The sequence below is a fragment of the Thalassotalea sp. Sam97 genome, from assembly GCF_041379765.1.
Classification (GTDB): domain Bacteria; phylum Pseudomonadota; class Gammaproteobacteria; order Enterobacterales; family Alteromonadaceae; genus Thalassotalea_A; species Thalassotalea_A maritima.
In genome coordinates this window covers 1,892,164-1,909,959 of record NZ_CP166919.1, presented here as the reverse complement: position 1 = coordinate 1,909,959, position 17,796 = coordinate 1,892,164, and the positions used below count along the sequence as shown (strand labels likewise).

Here is a 17,796-nt window from a genome sequence, read left to right as displayed (position 1 = left end):
GTTACCCCATCATCTTTTCAATAGGCATCACTAGGATCGAGTTACAACCCAGCGCTTTTAATTGTTCCATGGTTTCCCAAAAAACATTTTCATTAGATACCATGTGTACGGCAACACGCTCGGTGGTGTGCGCTAGCGGTAATACGGTTGGCGTTTCTGAGCCGGGCAATAGCGCCGCAACCTCAGTTAACTTATTGGTTGGCGCATGCAACATAATGTACTTACTTTCACGCGCTTTCAAGACGCCTTTAATGCGTGGCAGTAGCGTATCTAAGGTGGCTTGTTTGTTGTCGTTTAAGGTGTTCGGGCCTTTGATTAAGGCGGCCTTGGATTTAAAGATGACTTCTACTTCTTTTAAGCCATTGGCTTCTAGGGTGGTACCGGTTGAAACGAGATCACACACGCCGTCGGCTAAACCAACGCGTGGTGCAACCTCGACTGAACCGTTAAGCGTAGCGATGTTTATCTGGATGTCGTTCTCTTTAGCAAAGCGATTTAATAGGCGAGGGTAGGTGGTAGCAAGACGTAAACCGTTAAGACTGCCGATCCCTTGGTAATCGTATTCATCGGGCAAGGCGATTGACAGTCGACATCCACCAAATTTTAACGAGGTGATTTTTTCATAGTCACATGGCTCGCTCGTAAGTTGACGATCGAGCGCGTGTTCTTGCAAGGTGTTGTCGCCCACGATACCAAGGTCGCAAACGCCATCCATAACAAGGCCGGGTATATCTGAGCTACGCACGAGCATGATGTCAATCGGCATATTAGCAACATGCGCAAGTAGTTTTCTATCGGTTAGATTGAGCTTCATACCACACAGCTTAAACAGTGTTTGCGATTCATCACTAAGTCGTCCTGATTTTTGTATGGCAATGGTTAATCGGTTGCTATCTAAGGTCATTTGCTTCCCTTTTTATTGTTTGTGGTGCACTACGTATTATCGACACCATTAGCTCAGTATTGTTGATATTTCTATATTTTTCAGGCTATTAAAAGAAAAAGCCCCGAAAGATAGGACTCTTTCGGGGCAGGTATATTGATACCGTACTGAAGAGCCCAACTATAGCCCCTCAGCGAATAACAGTAGGGCTAATCGCGTGTATGATGGTGATGATGTAGCCAAATGTTATTCATGGTCGTTTACCTTTATATTTGCGTGTGTTGTTGCCGAATGTGACGGTGCGGTCAACTTGGAAATTATTCTGGGTTGATAAATAGCGCGCTTATGTATTATTAATGACACAAATAACTAACGCTTAAAAGCTATTTAGCAATATATTTATAACCTTACCTTATCAGCCTGATTATGGTTCACAACTAACAAAACTGCATAATTTATAACCTGTAGTTATATCGTAATGAAATTAAGCTGTCGCGTGGGATTGTTCACTTCCCTTAAATCGAAACAAACCATACAAGTGGTCGATAAAATATAACGCCGAGCGTAATTGACTTGCTATAACGATTTTTCGGCTGGCTTTGAGATCTCTTGACCACCACAGATAAAACTTATTAAACACATTAGCTCATCAATTAGCCATAAATTAGATAGTCCACTTTTAATTAATACGACTAACAACATCATGCCAGGAATGAAAAATGTGAGAAATCTATCTTTTCTTTGGCTAGGAAGAGCATACAAATACAAAAATACCAAAGCGAGCCCTAGCAAGCCCGACACTAAATAAGGAGCTAAGTTAATTGGCGTTAGCTCAACTTCCGAATAAAAAGCGCGCATGACAAACATTGTTACTGCCATAACAACGCATAGTATTAATGTGTTTCTGATATTTTTAACTGTGAATAGCACGGTATCTTCCTTATCGTTTGTTTATTGAGAGTTCGCTGTAACACCTAAAGGGTTAATGTTCTCGAGTGACCTTTATGTATGGTAACGACCCTAGATATCGTGTAACAGCCTAAAAATGTCAATAAGGTATTGTTTTTTAACAATAACATCATGTAATGTGTATTTACAATTTATAAAGTCGCCCAACGCTGATTTTGATCAACCATGAGTTCTTCACTTTCTAGAAATTTTCCCTTAAACAACATGCTTTATTGTCTTAATCGGAGTCGGATTGTGAAATTGATAGTTGTTTTTCTAGCGACATTATCGTTCTTCTCTTTTGCCGATTCTTGTTCAATAACTGAAGCAATGGCGCATGAGTACAATGACAGGCATCAACATAAAGTAACTGTCGAAACTGCATTAAATGATTCCGAATACATAGTGACTATAAATCTCCCAAATACTGTTGAAGGTCAGAGTTTATACTCAGTTTGGTTAGTATCAGATAGTGTGGAAGAGCCATCATTCGTTGCCCCACTGGACGTGTCTCAAGAAGGTGAACAACTTGTGGCTTGGTATAACATCAATGCAGGGATGGTACGTAGGCATTTTATCGTGGTCAGTTTTAGCGAGGGGTGTACACCAAGCATAGTTAAAGAAGTGTTTTACGGGTGATGCACTACTTTGTGTAGATAACCTCGGCGTCTTTTGCGTTACTCGCATTTATAGCGTAAGTTATTGAATTGATTTTAGTCTTGTTTGGCTATGACGAGCGAGTTACACCTTTAAATTATTTATTAAACGGACCCAAAGATGCCTAGAATACTCTCGCTTATTGTTTTTATTCTTCTCGCTGGTTGTTCTAAAGGGGGACCTTGGGTAACGCTAGACGAAAGTGAGGCAGAATTCCAAAAAAGAGTATCTCAAACAGTTCTAATATATATGGATTTAGAAACCATGTTCCCCGATGACAGTATAAGGATGTTGGCGCGGGCGGCGGGGAAAGGTGACATAAACAAAGTTCGTACCTTAGTTAAGAGTGGTGTCGATGTTAATGGCAAAGGGAGCCGTAATGCTACTCCACTGTTTTGGGCAATGAGAAATACAAAGGGATTTAAAACATTATTAGAGCTAGGAGCTAATCCAAACATTATATACGGAGACGGTAGCACTGTATTCCACTGGCTAACGAGAAGAAATGACATCACCAAGCTTAAACTCGCCTTGGCGTATGGTAGCAACCCGAATATTAAGGCAAGTCTGTTTTCTGAACCGGCATTCTTTGAAACGGTTCAAGTCGGCAAAAATAAAGGCGCGAGTGAAACATTCTATTTCTTGATAAGCAATGGAGCGGATATTGAAGCGACTAATGAAAATGGCCAAACACTTTTGCTTGTTGCAGCAACCTTAGCAAGGTATGACTATGTGATAGAGTTGCTAAAGCTTGGTGCAAATCCTTATATTAAAGATGAAGTAGGACGTGGGTTAAAATATCACCTGAAAGAGCATGAAGGCGCATTTATTTCTGGCAGTAATACTGAGAAATATATGAATGAAGTGATAAATTTCATTAACAACACATAATTTTTGAATAGTCTTTCACAGACCGTTGCTAGCACATGTCGTCGGTCACGGTTATGGCGTAAGTTGTTGATTAGTATGTAGATTTATGGCATCTGTTGCGAGCGAAGGAGATACGGTCAAACAGCTAACTTTACATAATGAAAGATATAGGAAAAAAGCACTTCAAAAATAACAAGCAACAAGCCAATTTATGGATTGCATTCATCGTTTGTTTCCCTTTCTCGTGTATTGCTCTTTATATATTAATACTGAGCTATTATCCAATTGAATCGCTGATTGAAAGCGGTACCTTAAGCCATGGTTCAGAAATTTTGTTTTTGTTGCCTCTAGTATTTTTAGTGCTGACAATTCAGGTGCGAATTTATAAAAAACTAGTGAAGCTCAATCTCCTACTTCGAGCGAGGTATAGGCGTTAGATAGATGCCCTCAATATTACGGAGAATCGTAAGTAATCTCCTGATATAGGAAAGTCAGCGGCTATATTTTGTTTTTAACTGTTTGAATTAGCTGTGGTTCTTGGTATGTTAATTAAATGTTTATAGGTATCCGTAACTTAGACGTCTACATAATATACTGTTAGGTTTTCAAAAAGGAGAAGTTTTCTATGGAAAGTATTTTTGGTGGCGTGGGCATAATGGGCATGCTCTTTTATTTAGCCTTAGTCATTCTCTGGATATTGGTGCCAGTATTCATATTTCTAATTTCAAAGCGGCTCAAGGAAGTGCGGGATTTGTTTCGCGAGTCTAGGTTAGAAGTCAAAGAGCTAAATGCGAACATCAAATATCTAAAACGTAAGTTCAACGAAATTAATGAACACCAAACCTAACAAGCTATTACTCGTCGCTTAAAACGGCGTTAGCTTAGCCATAGGAAATGTTTTATCGATATGGAAAATGAAGTACGCTTTTGTATGGCATGCAATCAAAATACTGAGCATGCAAGAGTTATTGTTAATCCTCAGCTTAACGAAGCAAAAAGTAGAAAAGAGAAAGTGAAAGAGTTTCTTTTTGCTTTTGTTGCTGGTTGGGGCGCAGGCGCTACAGCTGGTTTCATGGAATTAAGAGAATTACATGTGATCTGTACAAATTGTGGACACAAAAACATTGAAAACTATCGAGGCGACTTAAGCGAACAAACAACTAAAGATCCCTAGTATGGGCGTCAGACACCTAATTTAAGTAATACATAATGATAAAGGAAGACAAATGAAAAGTTATTTAAACGGAGCGGTTATTGTATTGGTGTCCGCTGTTTTAGGGTACCAGTTATACCCCATACTAAATGAGACAACGCAGGACATAAGTCAAGTTAATCACTCAGAACAATCGAACATTGTTCAAGCTAGCCAAGAGGCTGATTTGGAGACACCAGAGCCTAGTGTCGTTCATGAACCTAGTCAAGTGAGTGATGTAGAGACTTTAGAGCCTAGGATTGCTCAAGAGAGTAAGGCACTTTCAAATCCTGCTAACATGCCAGAAGATACGAGCACACCGTCAAATGATATTAGCGAGAGCTACGCCATTGAAAATAGCTATGCTCAGCAAGAACTGAAACAATGGTCTGTTGAACATAAAGAAAAACTCGATCAAATTATCGATGACAACATCCCGGAATCAATAGCTTCAACGATGAAGTCTGCTATTGGCAATAATAATCATATGTTGAATGAGCCTAGTTTACGGCAAGACGATATTGACGACGCGAATTGGTCGTATTTAATGGAGCAGGATATTAGGGCGTATATTACTCAACATGAATTGGCCGCTGGCTTTGAAATTTTAAATATTTCATGCAAACAACTCATCTGTGATGTGATAGGGATAGAGCGAGAGGCCAATACTTGGTTTCAAATATATAAAGGCTTTTATTCTTTTCCTAATATCTTGTTTCCCACAGACGGCAATAGACCACTAAACATACAAAGAATGGATAATGGCATTCCTTATGTTTACGCGCAAATCATGTTTAAGGCTGATCAAAGTAGTTAACGAGCCAATTAAGTTCGGGGCTGTTATGTTCAAGCCCCGCACTTGAAGCAACTCAGCCGTTGAACCTCTGATTAACCAATCGCTCTCCCTTTATTGCTCAAACGAGTGAGCTCGGTCATTAGATGAGTTAGTAAGAGATAATCAATGCATTGCCTGCAGAGCTTGTTATAATGCGCTAATTGTTTGATCGTTTTGTAATATTTGTGGGACAGCTTTGACTCATTACACGTCTACGCTTGCGTTGCAAGTTGAGCGCGCTCTGTCATTAGATGGCGAATTAGCCGAGGTTATTCAAGGTTATCAACCTCGCCAAGCACAACAAGACATGGCTAATGCGATTGTTGGTAGCTTGCAGCAACAGGTGCCACTCGTTGTCGAAGCGGGAACTGGTACCGGCAAAACGTTCGCCTATTTGGTACCGGCTCTGGCCAGCGGTAAAAAAGTCATTGTCTCAACGGGTACTAAAACCCTACAAGATCAGTTATTTCATAAAGACTTACCACTTGTCAAAAAAGCGCTAAAATCCGGCGCAAAAGTTGCTCTGCTTAAAGGTCGCTCAAATTACCTGTGCTTATTTCGCCTTGAAGAAAATTTTTCATCCACGCCTGGTAAGCGGGCATCGGCGGTCGCCTTAGATGCCAACGGCTTGCAAGATTTGGTCAAAGTGCGCCAATGGGCGAGCAGTACCAAGCAAGGTGATATCGGTGAGCTGGTTGATGTTGCCGAAGACTCCATCGTATTGCCCTTAGTGACCAGCACAATTGATAATTGTTTAGGGCGTAACTGCCCTCAATATGATGATTGTTATTTGGTAAAAGCGCGTGAGCGAGCCATCGAAGCCGATGTGATTGTGGTTAATCATCATTTATATTTTGCCGATATGGCGCTTAAGGATACCGGTTTTGGTGAGTTGATCCCTGAAGCCGATTTGGTGGTGTTTGATGAAGCTCATCAAATTGGTGATATCGCGAGCGAATATTTTGGTCAAAGCTTTTCAACCCGACAAATATTGGAGCTAGCGAGCGATTGTTTACAGCAATATCGTTTAGAGCTTACTGATGTACAACAGTTATTAAAAGCGGCAGAAAAACTATCGCGAGCAGCGGGGGATTTTCGCTTATTGTTTCCGCAAGATCCGCGCCGTGGCAATTGGCGGGAACAACTGCAATACACACAGTTCCAACGGGGTTTTGCGCAGTTGTACGATGACTTAAAATTTTTGTATGACGTTTTAAAAATGTGTGTGTCGCGAAGCGAAGTTATCGATAACTGCTTTGAACGTTGTACGCAGTTATTGGCGAAGTACGAGCTGATGCAAGATGTTGGCGCATTGGGAAGCAGTTTATGGTTTGAAACAACACGCCGTCATGTGGTATTGCATCAAACCCCGTTGTCGGTGGCCGACAAATTCATTGCTTACATGAAAAAGTATCAGCAAACATTCGTCTTTACCTCGGCAACGTTATCGGTTGACGGTGATTTTGAGCATTTTATTCGAACACTTGGGTTAACTGACGCAAAACGCTTGTGTCTTGACAGCCCGTTTGATTATCAGCAACAAGCTTTATTATTAGTGCCTCGCTACTTGCCTGAAAGTCATGAGCGTAATCGAGCACAAGCCTTGGCTAATATTGCCATACCGTTGGTGAAAGCCAGCCAAGGTAATTGCTTTATTTTGTTTACTTCCTATCGGATGCTCAACGAAGTGGCAGAGTTACTGGCGAATGATGTGGATAACGCCTTGCTGGTTCAGGGACAGATGGCTAAATCGGAATTGCTTGAACAGTTTTTAGCTGATCCCAAGGCCGTGTTGTTAGCGACAGCAAGTTTTTGGGAGGGTGTTGATGTACGTGGTGATAATTTAACGTGCGTTATTATCGATAAATTGCCATTTAGCTCGCCAGATGAACCATTATTGCAAGCTAAAAGCGATGATGTTCGCCGCCAAGGAGGCGACCCATTTAAACAAATTCAACTGCCTGATGCGGTGATTGCCTTAAAACAGGGGGTTGGCCGATTGATTCGTGATGTGAATGATAAAGGTGTACTGGCGATTTGCGATACACGTATTGTCAACCGTCCCTATGGGCAAGTTTTTATTTCGTCATTGCCCAATATGCAACGCACACGAGAATTGCATCGAGCGGTTAAGTTTTTAAAACAGCTGCATCAGCCAGCAGAATCAACCATCAGCGATTGATGCATATTGATGGTTAACCGATAATTTATTATCAATGGGCTTTAGAGCTTGATATGATTTCGGTTACAATAAAACACATACTTCATTTTATGTATTGGCCCAATATTAAGCGAATAACATGCTCATTATGCAGGGGCTAATGCTCGAACATTAAAGAGAACGAACGTGAATTTACTGGCGATAGATGCCTCAACCGAAGCTTGCTCGGTAGCCATTTCATTTAATGGCAAACAGTATGAAAAATTTGAATTAGCACCGCAGTCACACAGTTTACTGTTGCTCCCTATGATCGACGCTTTGTTAGCCGAAGCGAACTGTACTTTGGCAGATATGCAAGGCTTGGTATTTGGTCGAGGTCCGGGCTCATTTACCGGCGTACGTATTGGTATTGGTGTCGCACAAGGGCTAGCTTTTGCGGCTAATTTAAAAGTGGTTGGCGTATCAACCTTGCAAACTATGGCACAGCAAGCGTATGACAAAGATGGCAGTGCGTTAGTACTAAGCGCGATTGATGCTCGCATGGCTGAGGCCTATGTTGGTGTTTATCAGGCAGATGAACATGGCTTGATGCAGCCTCTGATGGAAGAGGCGGTGATGCCTCCAGCGAGCATTAGCGATCATATCGCCGAAGCTGTAAAAGGTCACTCGTTAGCCGGTGTTGGTAGTGCATGGCAAGCGTACGGTGATACATTAAAAGCCTTAGCAGAACCGCATATTGATGAAGCATTACAATTTCCGCGCGCCAGCGCGATGTTGAAATTAGGTGCGAGTATGTTTGCTAACGGGGAAGGTGTGGATGCCGAACACGCACAACCTGTTTATGTGCGCGATACCGTGACTTGGAAAAAATTACCTGGTCGCGAATAATGACCAGTTCTCGCCCAGCTAAACATCGTGTATCAATGCCACAGTCGACAGCGCAAGCATCACCTTGGTATCGTTGGGCGTCTAACGTCTATGTTCTGTTGATTTTTGCGATTGCGATAGAGCAAATTCCATTTGTGGCATTGCCATTTAATTGGTTAGAAACCTACTTTCATGAGTTAAGCCACGGCATCGCGGCTCTTGCAACAGGTGGTGCCATCAAGCAAATTCAGCTATTCACCAATGGCGGTGGCTTATGCACCACGCTAGGCGGGATCGGCGCGATTATTGCCTTTAGCGGCTATTTTGGTGCCAGCGTGTGGGGCTTATTGATATTCTCGATAGCCAATGTGAAGGCACAGCTGTCACGATATTTAACCTATTTGTTGTTAGCGCTGGTCGTGATTTCGACCCTGTTATGGGTGAGAGATTTTCTTACCTTGTTGATTTGCATAGTGATTTTCTCGTTTTTTGCGCTGAGCTTGAAAGTGCGCCAAGCACATGTTTTATCGGTCGTGATTAAGTTGATGGGGCTAATCGTTTTGCTTAATAGCATTAAATCCCCCTTGTACCTTATTGATAATCGCCAGCGAGGTGATGGTGCTGCGTTGGCAGACATGACGTTGATCCCTGAAGCCGTCTGGATACTTATCTGGTTCGCTATCGGTTTGTTTTCGCTATATCGTATTGTTTTAACGCAACACCGAAGATCTAAGGGCTAGTACAACACTCGCTACGATGGTGTTAATAGATGCGCACAGGGCTTGAGCTACGGTTCTGTTAGCGTCCTTTTTATCGATGACTTTTTCTATCACGTCATGTATGTTAAACACGATTTTTGTCATTGATGCTTGAAATCATGGAGCGCAGCAAACAATGGATAATATAACCGTAACTCTACCTCATCTAACGCTATCAGGCTTGCAGTTAGGCAACCCAGTCAAACCCAAAGTGCTGTGCTTACATGGTTGGTTAGATAACGCGGCAAGTTTTGCACCACTGTTTGAAGAGCTAAGCGCGACTCATCATCCGTTATTAGATGCTTATCACTTTATTGCCTTAGATTGGCCTGGTCATGGTTTATCAAGTCATCGAGGCGACGATAATTATTATCATTTCGTCGATTATGTCGATGATCTATACCAAGTGCTCACGGCCTTGTCAGATGAACAAGTCAGTATCATAGGTCATTCCATGGGGGGCATGGTAGCCAGTTTATTTACCGCCGCGTTCGCCAATAAAGTCAGCAACCTTATTCTTATCGAAGCGCTCGGGCTATTAACCGAAGATGAAGATCCGGCGGCACTGTTACAGCGTGGTGTGTTATCTAGGCAAGCACAGCGACAAAAACAAAGTGGCATCCATAAAACCATTGACGATGCGGTACTCGCACGGGTTAGAGTGTCAGACTTAGATGAAATTAATGCGCGCACAATTGTTCGCCGTTCATTAGAAGCGGTATCTGGTGGTTATCGCTGGCGATCAGATCCTAGATTACGGACCGTTTCGTTAATGAGAATGGGCATCCATCAAGCCATAAAGGTGATGCATTCTATTTCGGCAAATGTCACCTTGATCCGTGGCGACACGGGTTTTAATAGCATTAAAAGCGCTGTCGACGTATTTGCCACACACATTGGTCATTTTCAGCAACACACGATTAATGGCGGTCATCATTGTCATATGCAATCAGTGAAGTCGTTGGTAAATGTGCTCGAAAATACCTTAGAGCATCCGCCAAAAATGCGGTAACAACCTCACTATTTGCACATATGAGTGCATACGTGTACGCTAAGAATTGTTTGTTTTTTAATGGATTTGGTTGATTTTTCAGCGTACGGTGTTGTTGCAACCGCTTTTCCTGGTCTTACCTCTTGCATTTCTACGCTAATGTGGAAAGATACACCGTTAACCAAAATGATAGACTTGACTATAATGAAAGCGGTTTGTGTAAATTTCGCTGCGTATGGTCAGTTAAACAATAAAAAATAGCGGGATAATACAACCATGAGTAGTCACATTATTTGATGCTTTATTTGGTTGTCTTTTAGTGATAATCCCGAGTTCTAGGAGAAATGCTGTGGAAAAAATTTGGCTTGAAAAAAGCTATCCAGCGGGCGTCCCGTTTGAAATCGACGCGGACAAATATGACTCGTTGGCGCAGATGTTTTTTAAATACACAAAACAATACGCAGACAAAACCGCGTTCATTAATATGGACGTTTCTATTACCTATGCTGAGCTTGAGCAACAAGCAAAAGCCTTTGCCAGTTATTTGCAAAATACCCTTGGATTAAAAAAGGGCGATAAACTGGCCATTATGGTACCAAACAGCTTGCAATATCCTATCGCCTTATTTGGTGGTTTGATCGCCGGTATTACCATTGTTAATGTAAACCCTCTTTACACGGCACGGGAATTAAAGCACCAATTAATCGACTCTGATGCAAAAGCCATTGTCATTATTGAGAACTTTGCCCATACCTTACAAAAAGTATTAGCGGATACGCCAGTAGAGCATGTTATTTTAACGTCGCTTGGCGATCGACTTGGTGCCGTTAAGGGCTTTGTTGTTAATATGGTGGTACGTTACGTTAAGAAAATGGTGCCATCGTATGACTTACCAAATACGGTAGCCTTTAACGATCTACTTAGGCGTGGCGATGCCAGTAAGTTTAACGAAGTAACCATGACGGGCGATGATCTTGCCTTTTTGCAATACACTGGCGGAACCACTGGCGTTTCCAAAGGCGCGATGCTAACTCATCGCAACATGGTTGCTAATTTAGAGCAAGCCAAAGGGGTGTTGAAGCCACTTCTTGTGCCAGGTGAGGAGCTTATTGTTACCGCACTACCGCTGTATCATATCTTTGCGTTAACCGCCAACTGCTTGACGTTTTTAACGTTAGGTGGTTGTAATTTATTGATCACCAACCCACGAGATATGCCTGGTTTTATCAAAGAGCTTGGCAAGTATAAGTTCACGGCATTAACAGGTGTAAACACCTTGTTCAATGGTTTGCTTAACACACCGGGCTTTAAAGACTTAGATTTTAGTAAATTAAAAGTATCGTTGGGTGGTGGTATGGCTGTGCAACGCCCGGTAGCTGATCGCTGGCAGCAAATTACTAAAACCCGTTTACTGGAAGGCTATGGTTTAACCGAGTGTTCACCACTGGTAACCATTAGCCCGTATAACCAAGAAGGTTTCAATGGCTCTATTGGTATTCCGGCCCCATCGACTGATGTGCGCATTGTCAACGATGCGGGCGAAGAAGTCGGTATTAACGAGCCAGGCGAGATGCAAGTCAAAGGCCCACAGGTCATGAAAGGTTACTATAAACGTGACGATGCGACTGACGAGATTTTACAAGACGGTTGGCTCGCAACCGGCGATATCGCGACGATGGATGAAAATGGCTTTTTCACGATTGTTGATCGTAAAAAAGACATGATCATCGTTTCTGGTTTTAACGTATTTCCGAACGAAATTGAAGAAGTCGTTGCCGAGCATGATGCGGTTATTGAATGTGCCGCCGTTGGCGTCCCGCATGAAGTGAGCGGTGAAATTGTCAAAGTATTTGTGGTGAAAAGTGATCCTAATCTTACTGAACGAGATATTATTCAGCACTGTAAGGCTAACTTAACCGCTTATAAAGTACCGAAGCTGGTTGAGTTTCGAGATGAGTTACCGAAGACCAACGTAGGTAAAATTTTACGACGTGAACTACGTTAACTTAAGGTTTTATTGAGCCCGGTTTGTGCCGGGCTTTTTTGTTTGTATAGTATTTCAGCAATTGGTGATGAACGGCCGTTTGTTGAATGAAATCCGGTTGACATTAAAGTGAACAATGACGACACTGATGCGCAACCAATAATGCCGAGATTTACCGTGCAATATACCTATATCAATGATTTTGACCGTTTAGTGCAATGCTGTACTCAGGCTGCAAGTAAACCTTTGGTTGCTGTCGATACTGAGTTTGTACGAACACGAACACTGTTTCCAAATTTAGGCTTGCTGCAGCTTTTCGATGGTGAGCATTTATCCCTTATCGATCCAGAGGCAATCGATGATTTAAGCCCGTTTTGGCAATTGCTGAAAGACCCTAAGGTAATGAAGCTTATCCATTCGTGCTCTGAAGATTTAGAAGTGTTTTTGCGCAGCGGCAATTGTCGACCTATGAACATGCTAGATAGCCAAGTTGCCATGTCATTTTTAGGTCATGGATTATCGATGGGCTATGCCGCCATGATAAAACATTACTTAGGCATCGAGCTTGATAAAAGTGAGTCGCGTACCGATTGGTTAAAGCGCCCACTAAGCGACAAACAGCTTCAGTATGCGGCAGCAGATGTAGCGCATTTGTTTGAGATCAGTGAACGCATAATTGACGATGTTAAGCAGGCGGGCTTCTATCAGCAAGCGTTAGCGGAAAGCGAATACCAAATCGAGAAGAAGTTTCGCCCAGTTGAGCCGATGACGTTTTATCTAGACAATAAGTCCGCATGGAAATTTAAGCCGTTGCAACTGGCGTGTTTGCAACACTTAATGGCTTGGCGTTATGAGCAAGCGGTAAAGCGAAATTTACCGCTAACGTTTGTGGCGAAAGATGCCACCTTGTTCGCACTAGCGCAACGTAATCCGAAAAATGTTGGTGCGATGGCGAGCATTGAAGGTATTGAAATTCTTGATGTACGTCATAAAGGCAAAGCAATGTTGAATGTGCTCAGGCATGTTAATCAACTTGATGCGAGTCAATACCCCGCACAGCTTACCCGCATTGATAGTTACCCCAATTACAAAGCAACCTTTAAGTTAATTAAGACTAAGCTACAAGATCTTGCTGAACAAAAGGGACTTGATGCTGCCGTTCTAGCCGGTAAAAAACAAATTCATCAGTTACTTATGTGGCATTGGCAAATTAACGGCCAACAGTTAGTGGATGTTGAACTGCTAAATGGCTGGCGCGATGAGCTTATTGGTGACGAACTTAGAACGTTTTTAGCGTCGTTGTAACTAACGACGTAATCGTGTTGTTGAGCCGCTCCCGCGATTGGTGGTAGGCTCTGCAAACGTTTCGATAATTTAACCACTTCTGGTTGAACTTGTTCAATATCCTAGAGTCGGACTTTTAGCGGTTCGGCGTTAATGGTATATTGAGATCCATTCCCACTTCAGATGTTGTGAACACTTTACTATGATTTGCGTTGTTTATAAGAGCTCTAAAAAAGCGGACACTTACCTATTTGTCACCAAGCGAGATGATTTTTCCAAGGTGCCTGAACCATTAATGCAAATGTTTGGCACGCCAATGTTGGTGACCTTAGTCAATCTTGCTAAGCGTGATAAACTGGGCATGGCAGATATTGATAAAGTCCGTGTAGAACTTGCCGATAATGGCTTTTATTTGCAATTACCACCGCCGAAAGAAGATTTATTGAAACAACACCGCAAAGACTTAGGTGTTGAAGATACTGATATGGAGTAAGCATTATGTTATCACGCCTCTTGGCTGCCTCCCTTATTGCAAGCACGACGTTGTTACCATTAACGATGGCAACAGCGGCACCTACTCATCAAAGCCGAGAGATGAGTTTTGAACAATACGTTGACCAACTTAAGCAACAAGCCATTGCTAAAGGGTTTAGTGAGCAGTTGGTAGAAAGTAGCTTTGCTAATGTGACTTACCATAAGCGCGCGGTTAAAGCCGACCGTAGTCAACCAGAGAAAGTTGAAACATTAGAGACCTACATCCCTAAACGCGTATCAGAGTACCGCGTTAAAAAAGCCAAAGAAATGATGAAAAAGTACCGCAAAGAATTAACCGCGGTAGGTAAACAATATGGTGTGCAACCGCGATTTATCGTTGCTTTGTGGGGCTTAGAGTCGAGCTTTGGTAGCTTTACCGGTAAGTTCAATGTGGTTTCTGCGTTAGCAACCTTAGCGTATGATGGTCGTCGCGAAACCTTTTTCAAAAACCAACTGTTTGATGCCTTAACCATTTTAGAGCAAGGGCATATCAGCATTGACGATATGCAAGGCTCTTGGGCTGGTGCCATGGGCCACAACCAGTTTATGCCAAGCTCGTTTTTAGCGTATGCCGCCGATGGCGATGGTGACGGTAAAAAAGACATTTGGAACAATACCTCGGATGTTTTTGCGTCGATTGCCAATTATTTAAAAACCGTGGGTTGGAATGACGAGATCACCTGGGCAAGGCAAGTGAAATTGCCGGAAAACTTTGATTATTCATTGGCTATCCCGCAACGTACTGGTGGCCGAAAAAAATGGTTAGCGCATTGGCAACGCACTGAGAAAAGTTTGAGTGAATGGCAACAGCTTGGGGTAAGAAAATACAATGGCGGTGATTTACCGAAAGTCGACATCAAAGCGGCCATGGTCTTTCCTGACGGTGAGCGAGGCCGAGCTTATTTAGCGTACGATAACTACAAGGTTTTGATGCATTGGAACCTATCGTATTACTTTGTTACGTCAGTTGGTCACCTCGCAGACCGCATTAAATTTGATAAATAACCCCTGCGGATATGGCCATGTGAGTGGTATACTTAGGCACTTTGTGAATGACTATGCTCAGCACACAAAGAGCCTAATTTTTATAGCCTAGCTTTTTACAGTCACTGATACGATTAGACACACCATGAGTAAAAAAAATCGCCAACGCCAAGCACCGAAAAAATCGGCCAAGCAAACCATCGAGCCATTTTGGCAAACTAAACGCTTAGAAGAAATGACCGAGCAAGAGTGGGAGATGCTCTGTGATGGTTGTGGTAAGTGCTGTTTGCACAAAATCATTGAAGAAGAGCATCCTGATGATGCTGAGCTTCCAGATGAAGGTATACAGGTGCCTACCGACTATATTCGTGAAGGCGAGGAGATAATTTATACCAACGTTGTTTGTCATCTACTTAATGATCGCAGTTGCAGTTGCTCGCGCTACGAAGAGCGAACCAAACTGGTGCCAGATTGTGTAAAACTAACCAAAGACAACCTGCAAGATATCTTTTTTATGCCACAAAGTTGTACCTACCGTCGTTTGCACGAAGGTCGAGGTATGCCAAGCTGGCACCCGTTATTAAACAAAGGCAAAAAATCGGCGATGCATACAGCAGGCATGTCGGTACGTGGCAAAGTATTTAAAGATGATGATGTTGATCTGCAAGATTATGAAGATCACATCGTCACTTGGCCAACTGACGATATCGATTAAACCGAGTTAGAGTCTTTAACCATGCATGCGGTTCAGCAACTGTATCAATACCGAAAATCGATAAGCACGCGTCCGTTTAAAGCCCGTGGTGCGAAAACTCAGCGCTGTGAGCTGTGTCGCCTTAATATTCAGTATTGTATTTGCCAATGGCGACAAGTAAGCGACACTAAGGTGGCTTTTGCGCTATTGATGTATGACGATGAGGTGTTAAAACCAAGCAATACCGGTCGTTTAATTGCCGATGTGATTGACGATACGCATGCATTTTTGTGGCATCGCACCGACGTTAATGAAGGTTTACTTACGTTAATATCCGATCCTCAATATCAGCCGTTTGTGGTGTTTCCAAAAGACTACGCCAACCCAGGGCAACTCGTTCTTGAGAGTCAGCAACAGCTTAATGCTATTGTCGATACGGATAAAACGCCATTACTGATTTTGCTTGATGCTACCTGGCGACAAGCAAAAAAAATGTATCGTAAGAGTGCGTATTTACACCACTTACCTATGTTAAGTATTAATGTCGATGCCTTGGCTGAGCAACTTGTCGATATAAAAGCCATGACTAATGTCGGCATTGAGCGAGTATTTGATTCGCGGTATCAGGTTCGCAAAGCGGTGCAAGAAGGGCAGTTAGCCACGGCTGAAGTTGCTGCTGTCGCATTGGCGCTGTTTGAGCAAAACAAGGCCGCTTGTCATTTAAACCTGTGGTTTGAATTGTTCAGCTATCAATATCAGCGCGGCGTGATGCAAACCAATAGAGGCGATCCCAGTTCGATTGAACGTTACATGGCATTCATTGAGCAATTAGAGACGCGAACATAAAAACAGCGGCGTGTAGCCAAGCACGGTGATTACGCCGATGCAATCACCGTCAAAGAGGTGATACCTACCCCCAAAATAGCCAAACCGACGAGCATACCAATTGGTAGTAAATAACGTTTTGCGATCGTGGCGGCTTTGTCGATACCAACATGTTTAACCAAGCAAATTGCCTTAGGACTTGTGTTGAGATAATGCAATAATTTGTCTTGATGCAGTATGTGTAGCAAATTACGGACAACAAAGAACGAACCAGCTAACATACAAATGATGGGCACTAATAGCGCTTCATACATGTTATTTTTCCTATTTTATTGTACGTTATAGACAGACTACGCAGACCATAGAACATTTACCCTAACATTGCTTTATTACAATAGGTAGCCTTTTCAAACTCATCGACGTTCATCGCGATGTTCGGTGTATCTGGAAACAATGAGGTCAGTTTTGTGACCACGGCCCTTGATAAAGCAGCACGCTGCTCGACGGTTCTGCCTTGCATGATACTGGCAAACACATGGATAAAAGACTGTTGTTGCTCACCCACTAAGTAAGTCGAAAAGGCTTGCACCCGCACTTTTATGTCGCCTGAAACAAATAGGCCAGAATGAGCTGCAACAGAATATACGTGTTGATTGAACTCACTCTGTGGCATCGATTGGAGAATATCGTCTGAGCAATGAATAATAAAATGTGGCATGGGGATCCTTGTATTATGAATGCGCTGTTTTGTGTTTTAGTTGATGGTTGTGCCATTTAGATAGCGCTAATAACGCGCATATCGCGCCAATTAAGGCAAAGCCCATGTCTGATTGTGTGTCCCAAACATACCCTTGGGTACCCAAGAAGGCGTCGGCGTCCTCACCACTGGCCAGTGCTACCCACCATTCAATCAACTCATAAAAGGCACTGAATGCTAGGCATACGCAAATCACCAGAAAGTGGCACCAGTACTTTCCATTAATTACCGAGTTACGAATTAAAATTTCTCTGGCCACGAGAGCTGGAACAAAACCTTGAAAAAAGTGACCGACTTTATCGTAGTTATTGCGTTCACTACCCAACAAACCGTCAAAAAAAGGCACTTCGGCATAGGTATAATGACCGCCAATCATCAGTACCACGCAGTGAAGCAATATGAAAAAATACAATAATGGCGTTAGCTTAAATGACTTATATGTAGCGATGATTAAAACAGCCGCGATTAGCGCAGGTAGTACCTCGAGAAACCAGGTGAATTGATCTTTTGGATCGATCCCTGACCAAATAAGCGTAGTTACAAAAATGACGAGCCAAACATACTTGATATAT

The 17,796-nt window shown here is 42.6% G+C and carries 20 protein-coding genes; 15 read left to right on the top strand and 5 right to left on the bottom strand.

Annotation, left to right across the window (positions count from 1 at the left end; all coding sequences use genetic code 11):
- Nucleotide 1: 1 nt before the first annotated feature.
- Together hisG and ACAX20_RS08635 are read right to left on the bottom strand one after the other, a co-directional pair.
- A complete protein-coding gene (gene hisG / locus ACAX20_RS08640) occupies nucleotides 2-904 on the bottom strand; it encodes an ATP phosphoribosyltransferase (protein ID WP_371185455.1) in 903 nt (300 codons plus the stop codon).
- A gap of 555 nt (nucleotides 905-1,459) precedes the next feature.
- Nucleotides 1,460-1,762, bottom strand: coding sequence for a hypothetical protein (locus ACAX20_RS08635; protein WP_371185453.1), 303 nt, complete (start codon nucleotides 1,760-1,762; stop codon nucleotides 1,460-1,462).
- A 324-nt stretch (nucleotides 1,763-2,086) separates the two neighbouring features.
- Here ACAX20_RS08635 and ACAX20_RS08630 point away from each other — a divergent pair, with 324 nt between their 5' ends.
- From ACAX20_RS08630 to ACAX20_RS08560, 15 genes are all read left to right on the top strand, one after another.
- Entirely contained in the window at nucleotides 2,087-2,470 is a 384-nt protein-coding gene (locus ACAX20_RS08630) for a hypothetical protein (RefSeq protein ID WP_371185451.1), read from the top strand.
- Nucleotides 2,471-2,608: 138 nt separating this feature from the next.
- Entirely contained in the window at nucleotides 2,609-3,379 is a 771-nt protein-coding gene (locus tag ACAX20_RS08625) for an ankyrin repeat domain-containing protein (RefSeq protein WP_371185449.1), read from the top strand.
- 604 nt (nucleotides 3,380-3,983) lie between these two features.
- Nucleotides 3,984-4,205 carry a hypothetical protein gene (locus ACAX20_RS08620; RefSeq protein ID WP_371185447.1) on the top strand — a complete coding sequence of 74 codons (222 nt, stop codon included), beginning with the start codon at nucleotides 3,984-3,986 and terminating at the stop codon, nucleotides 4,203-4,205.
- Between the two features lie 60 nt (nucleotides 4,206-4,265).
- Entirely contained in the window at nucleotides 4,266-4,532 is a 267-nt protein-coding gene (locus tag ACAX20_RS08615) for a hypothetical protein (RefSeq protein ID WP_371185445.1), read from the top strand.
- 52 nt (nucleotides 4,533-4,584) lie between these two features.
- Nucleotides 4,585-5,367, top strand: coding sequence for a hypothetical protein (locus ACAX20_RS08610; RefSeq protein ID WP_371185443.1), 783 nt, complete (start codon nucleotides 4,585-4,587; stop codon nucleotides 5,365-5,367).
- Nucleotides 5,368-5,581: 214 nt separating this feature from the next.
- Nucleotides 5,582-7,567 carry an ATP-dependent DNA helicase gene (locus ACAX20_RS08605; protein ID WP_409351152.1) on the top strand — a complete coding sequence of 662 codons (1,986 nt, stop codon included), beginning with the start codon at nucleotides 5,582-5,584 and terminating at the stop codon, nucleotides 7,565-7,567.
- A 165-nt stretch (nucleotides 7,568-7,732) separates the two neighbouring features.
- Nucleotides 7,733-8,434: a tRNA (adenosine(37)-N6)-threonylcarbamoyltransferase complex dimerization subunit type 1 TsaB gene (gene tsaB / locus ACAX20_RS08600; protein ID WP_371185441.1), complete on the top strand. Its 702-nt coding sequence runs from the start codon at nucleotides 7,733-7,735 to the stop codon at nucleotides 8,432-8,434.
- Nucleotides 8,434-9,153 carry a M50 family metallopeptidase gene (locus tag ACAX20_RS08595; protein WP_371185439.1) on the top strand — a complete coding sequence of 240 codons (720 nt, stop codon included), beginning with the start codon at nucleotides 8,434-8,436 and terminating at the stop codon, nucleotides 9,151-9,153. The genes tsaB and ACAX20_RS08595 overlap by 1 nt, the downstream gene beginning before the upstream one ends.
- 154 nt (nucleotides 9,154-9,307) lie before the next feature.
- Nucleotides 9,308-10,183 (top strand): alpha/beta fold hydrolase, encoded by an 876-nt coding sequence (locus tag ACAX20_RS08590; protein WP_371185437.1) that lies wholly within the window; start codon nucleotides 9,308-9,310, stop codon nucleotides 10,181-10,183.
- A gap of 328 nt (nucleotides 10,184-10,511) precedes the next feature.
- Nucleotides 10,512-12,167, top strand: a complete 1,656-nt coding sequence (gene fadD, locus ACAX20_RS08585) for a long-chain-fatty-acid--CoA ligase FadD (RefSeq protein ID WP_371185436.1) — start codon at nucleotides 10,512-10,514, stop codon at nucleotides 12,165-12,167.
- Between the two features lie 141 nt (nucleotides 12,168-12,308).
- Nucleotides 12,309-13,451, top strand: coding sequence for a ribonuclease D (gene rnd / locus ACAX20_RS08580; protein ID WP_371185435.1), 1,143 nt, complete (start codon nucleotides 12,309-12,311; stop codon nucleotides 13,449-13,451).
- Between the two features lie 181 nt (nucleotides 13,452-13,632).
- The gene (locus tag ACAX20_RS08575) at nucleotides 13,633-13,923 is read left to right on the top strand and encodes a YcgL domain-containing protein (RefSeq protein WP_371185434.1); all 291 of its coding nucleotides are present in this window, start codon (nucleotides 13,633-13,635) and stop codon (nucleotides 13,921-13,923) included.
- 5 nt (nucleotides 13,924-13,928) lie between these two features.
- Entirely contained in the window at nucleotides 13,929-14,969 is a 1,041-nt protein-coding gene (locus tag ACAX20_RS08570; RefSeq protein ID WP_371185433.1) for a lytic transglycosylase domain-containing protein, read from the top strand.
- A gap of 214 nt (nucleotides 14,970-15,183) precedes the next feature.
- Complete coding sequence (locus ACAX20_RS08565) at nucleotides 15,184-15,663, top strand: YcgN family cysteine cluster protein (RefSeq protein WP_371189626.1); 480 nt, start codon at nucleotides 15,184-15,186, stop codon at nucleotides 15,661-15,663.
- A gap of 21 nt (nucleotides 15,664-15,684) precedes the next feature.
- A complete protein-coding gene (locus ACAX20_RS08560; protein WP_371185432.1) occupies nucleotides 15,685-16,488 on the top strand; it encodes a tRNA-uridine aminocarboxypropyltransferase in 804 nt (267 codons plus the stop codon).
- 29 nt (nucleotides 16,489-16,517) lie between these two features.
- Here ACAX20_RS08560 and ACAX20_RS08555 read toward each other — a convergent pair whose 3' ends face one another.
- Genes ACAX20_RS08555 through ACAX20_RS08545 form a run of 3 tightly spaced genes read right to left on the bottom strand, consistent with a single transcriptional unit; the run spans nucleotide 16,518 to nucleotide 17,792 of the window.
- On the bottom strand, nucleotides 16,518-16,781 hold the full coding sequence (locus ACAX20_RS08555) for a hypothetical protein (protein WP_371185431.1): 264 nt from the start codon (nucleotides 16,779-16,781) through the stop codon (nucleotides 16,518-16,520).
- Nucleotides 16,782-16,837: 56 nt separating this feature from the next.
- Nucleotides 16,838-17,185 (bottom strand): 5-carboxymethyl-2-hydroxymuconate Delta-isomerase, encoded by a 348-nt coding sequence (locus ACAX20_RS08550; protein WP_371185430.1) that lies wholly within the window; start codon nucleotides 17,183-17,185, stop codon nucleotides 16,838-16,840.
- 13 nt (nucleotides 17,186-17,198) lie between these two features.
- Nucleotides 17,199-17,792, bottom strand: coding sequence for a DUF2238 domain-containing protein (locus ACAX20_RS08545; protein ID WP_371189624.1), 594 nt, complete (start codon nucleotides 17,790-17,792; stop codon nucleotides 17,199-17,201).
- Nucleotides 17,793-17,796 lie beyond the last annotated feature (4 nt).

Excerpts from the sequence above, each read along its gene's own strand:
- ACAX20_RS08560 (WP_371185432.1), top strand. The coding sequence starts at position 15,685 with ATGCATGCGGTTCAGCAACTGTATCAATACCGAAAATCGATAAGCACG.
- ACAX20_RS08575 (WP_371185434.1), top strand. The coding sequence starts at position 13,633 with ATGATTTGCGTTGTTTATAAGAGCTCTAAAAAAGCGGACACTTACCTA.
- ACAX20_RS08610 (WP_371185443.1), top strand. The coding sequence starts at position 4,585 with ATGAAAAGTTATTTAAACGGAGCGGTTATTGTATTGGTGTCCGCTGTT.
- ACAX20_RS08590 (WP_371185437.1), top strand. The coding sequence starts at position 9,308 with ATGGATAATATAACCGTAACTCTACCTCATCTAACGCTATCAGGCTTG.
- rnd (WP_371185435.1), top strand. The coding sequence starts at position 12,309 with ATGCCGAGATTTACCGTGCAATATACCTATATCAATGATTTTGACCGT.
- ACAX20_RS08625 (WP_371185449.1), top strand. The coding sequence starts at position 2,609 with ATGCCTAGAATACTCTCGCTTATTGTTTTTATTCTTCTCGCTGGTTGT.
- ACAX20_RS08615 (WP_371185445.1), top strand. The coding sequence starts at position 4,266 with ATGGAAAATGAAGTACGCTTTTGTATGGCATGCAATCAAAATACTGAG.
- ACAX20_RS08555 (WP_371185431.1), bottom strand. The coding sequence starts at position 16,781 with ATGTATGAAGCGCTATTAGTGCCCATCATTTGTATGTTAGCTGGTTCG.
- ACAX20_RS08570 (WP_371185433.1), top strand. The coding sequence starts at position 13,929 with ATGTTATCACGCCTCTTGGCTGCCTCCCTTATTGCAAGCACGACGTTG.
- ACAX20_RS08550 (WP_371185430.1), bottom strand. The coding sequence starts at position 17,185 with ATGCCACATTTTATTATTCATTGCTCAGACGATATTCTCCAATCGATG.
- ACAX20_RS08595 (WP_371185439.1), top strand. The coding sequence starts at position 8,434 with ATGACCAGTTCTCGCCCAGCTAAACATCGTGTATCAATGCCACAGTCG.
- ACAX20_RS08565 (WP_371189626.1), top strand. The coding sequence starts at position 15,184 with ATGACCGAGCAAGAGTGGGAGATGCTCTGTGATGGTTGTGGTAAGTGC.
- hisG (WP_371185455.1), bottom strand. The coding sequence starts at position 904 with ATGACCTTAGATAGCAACCGATTAACCATTGCCATACAAAAATCAGGA.
- ACAX20_RS08620 (WP_371185447.1), top strand. The coding sequence starts at position 3,984 with ATGGAAAGTATTTTTGGTGGCGTGGGCATAATGGGCATGCTCTTTTAT.
- ACAX20_RS08635 (WP_371185453.1), bottom strand. The coding sequence starts at position 1,762 with ATGGCAGTAACAATGTTTGTCATGCGCGCTTTTTATTCGGAAGTTGAG.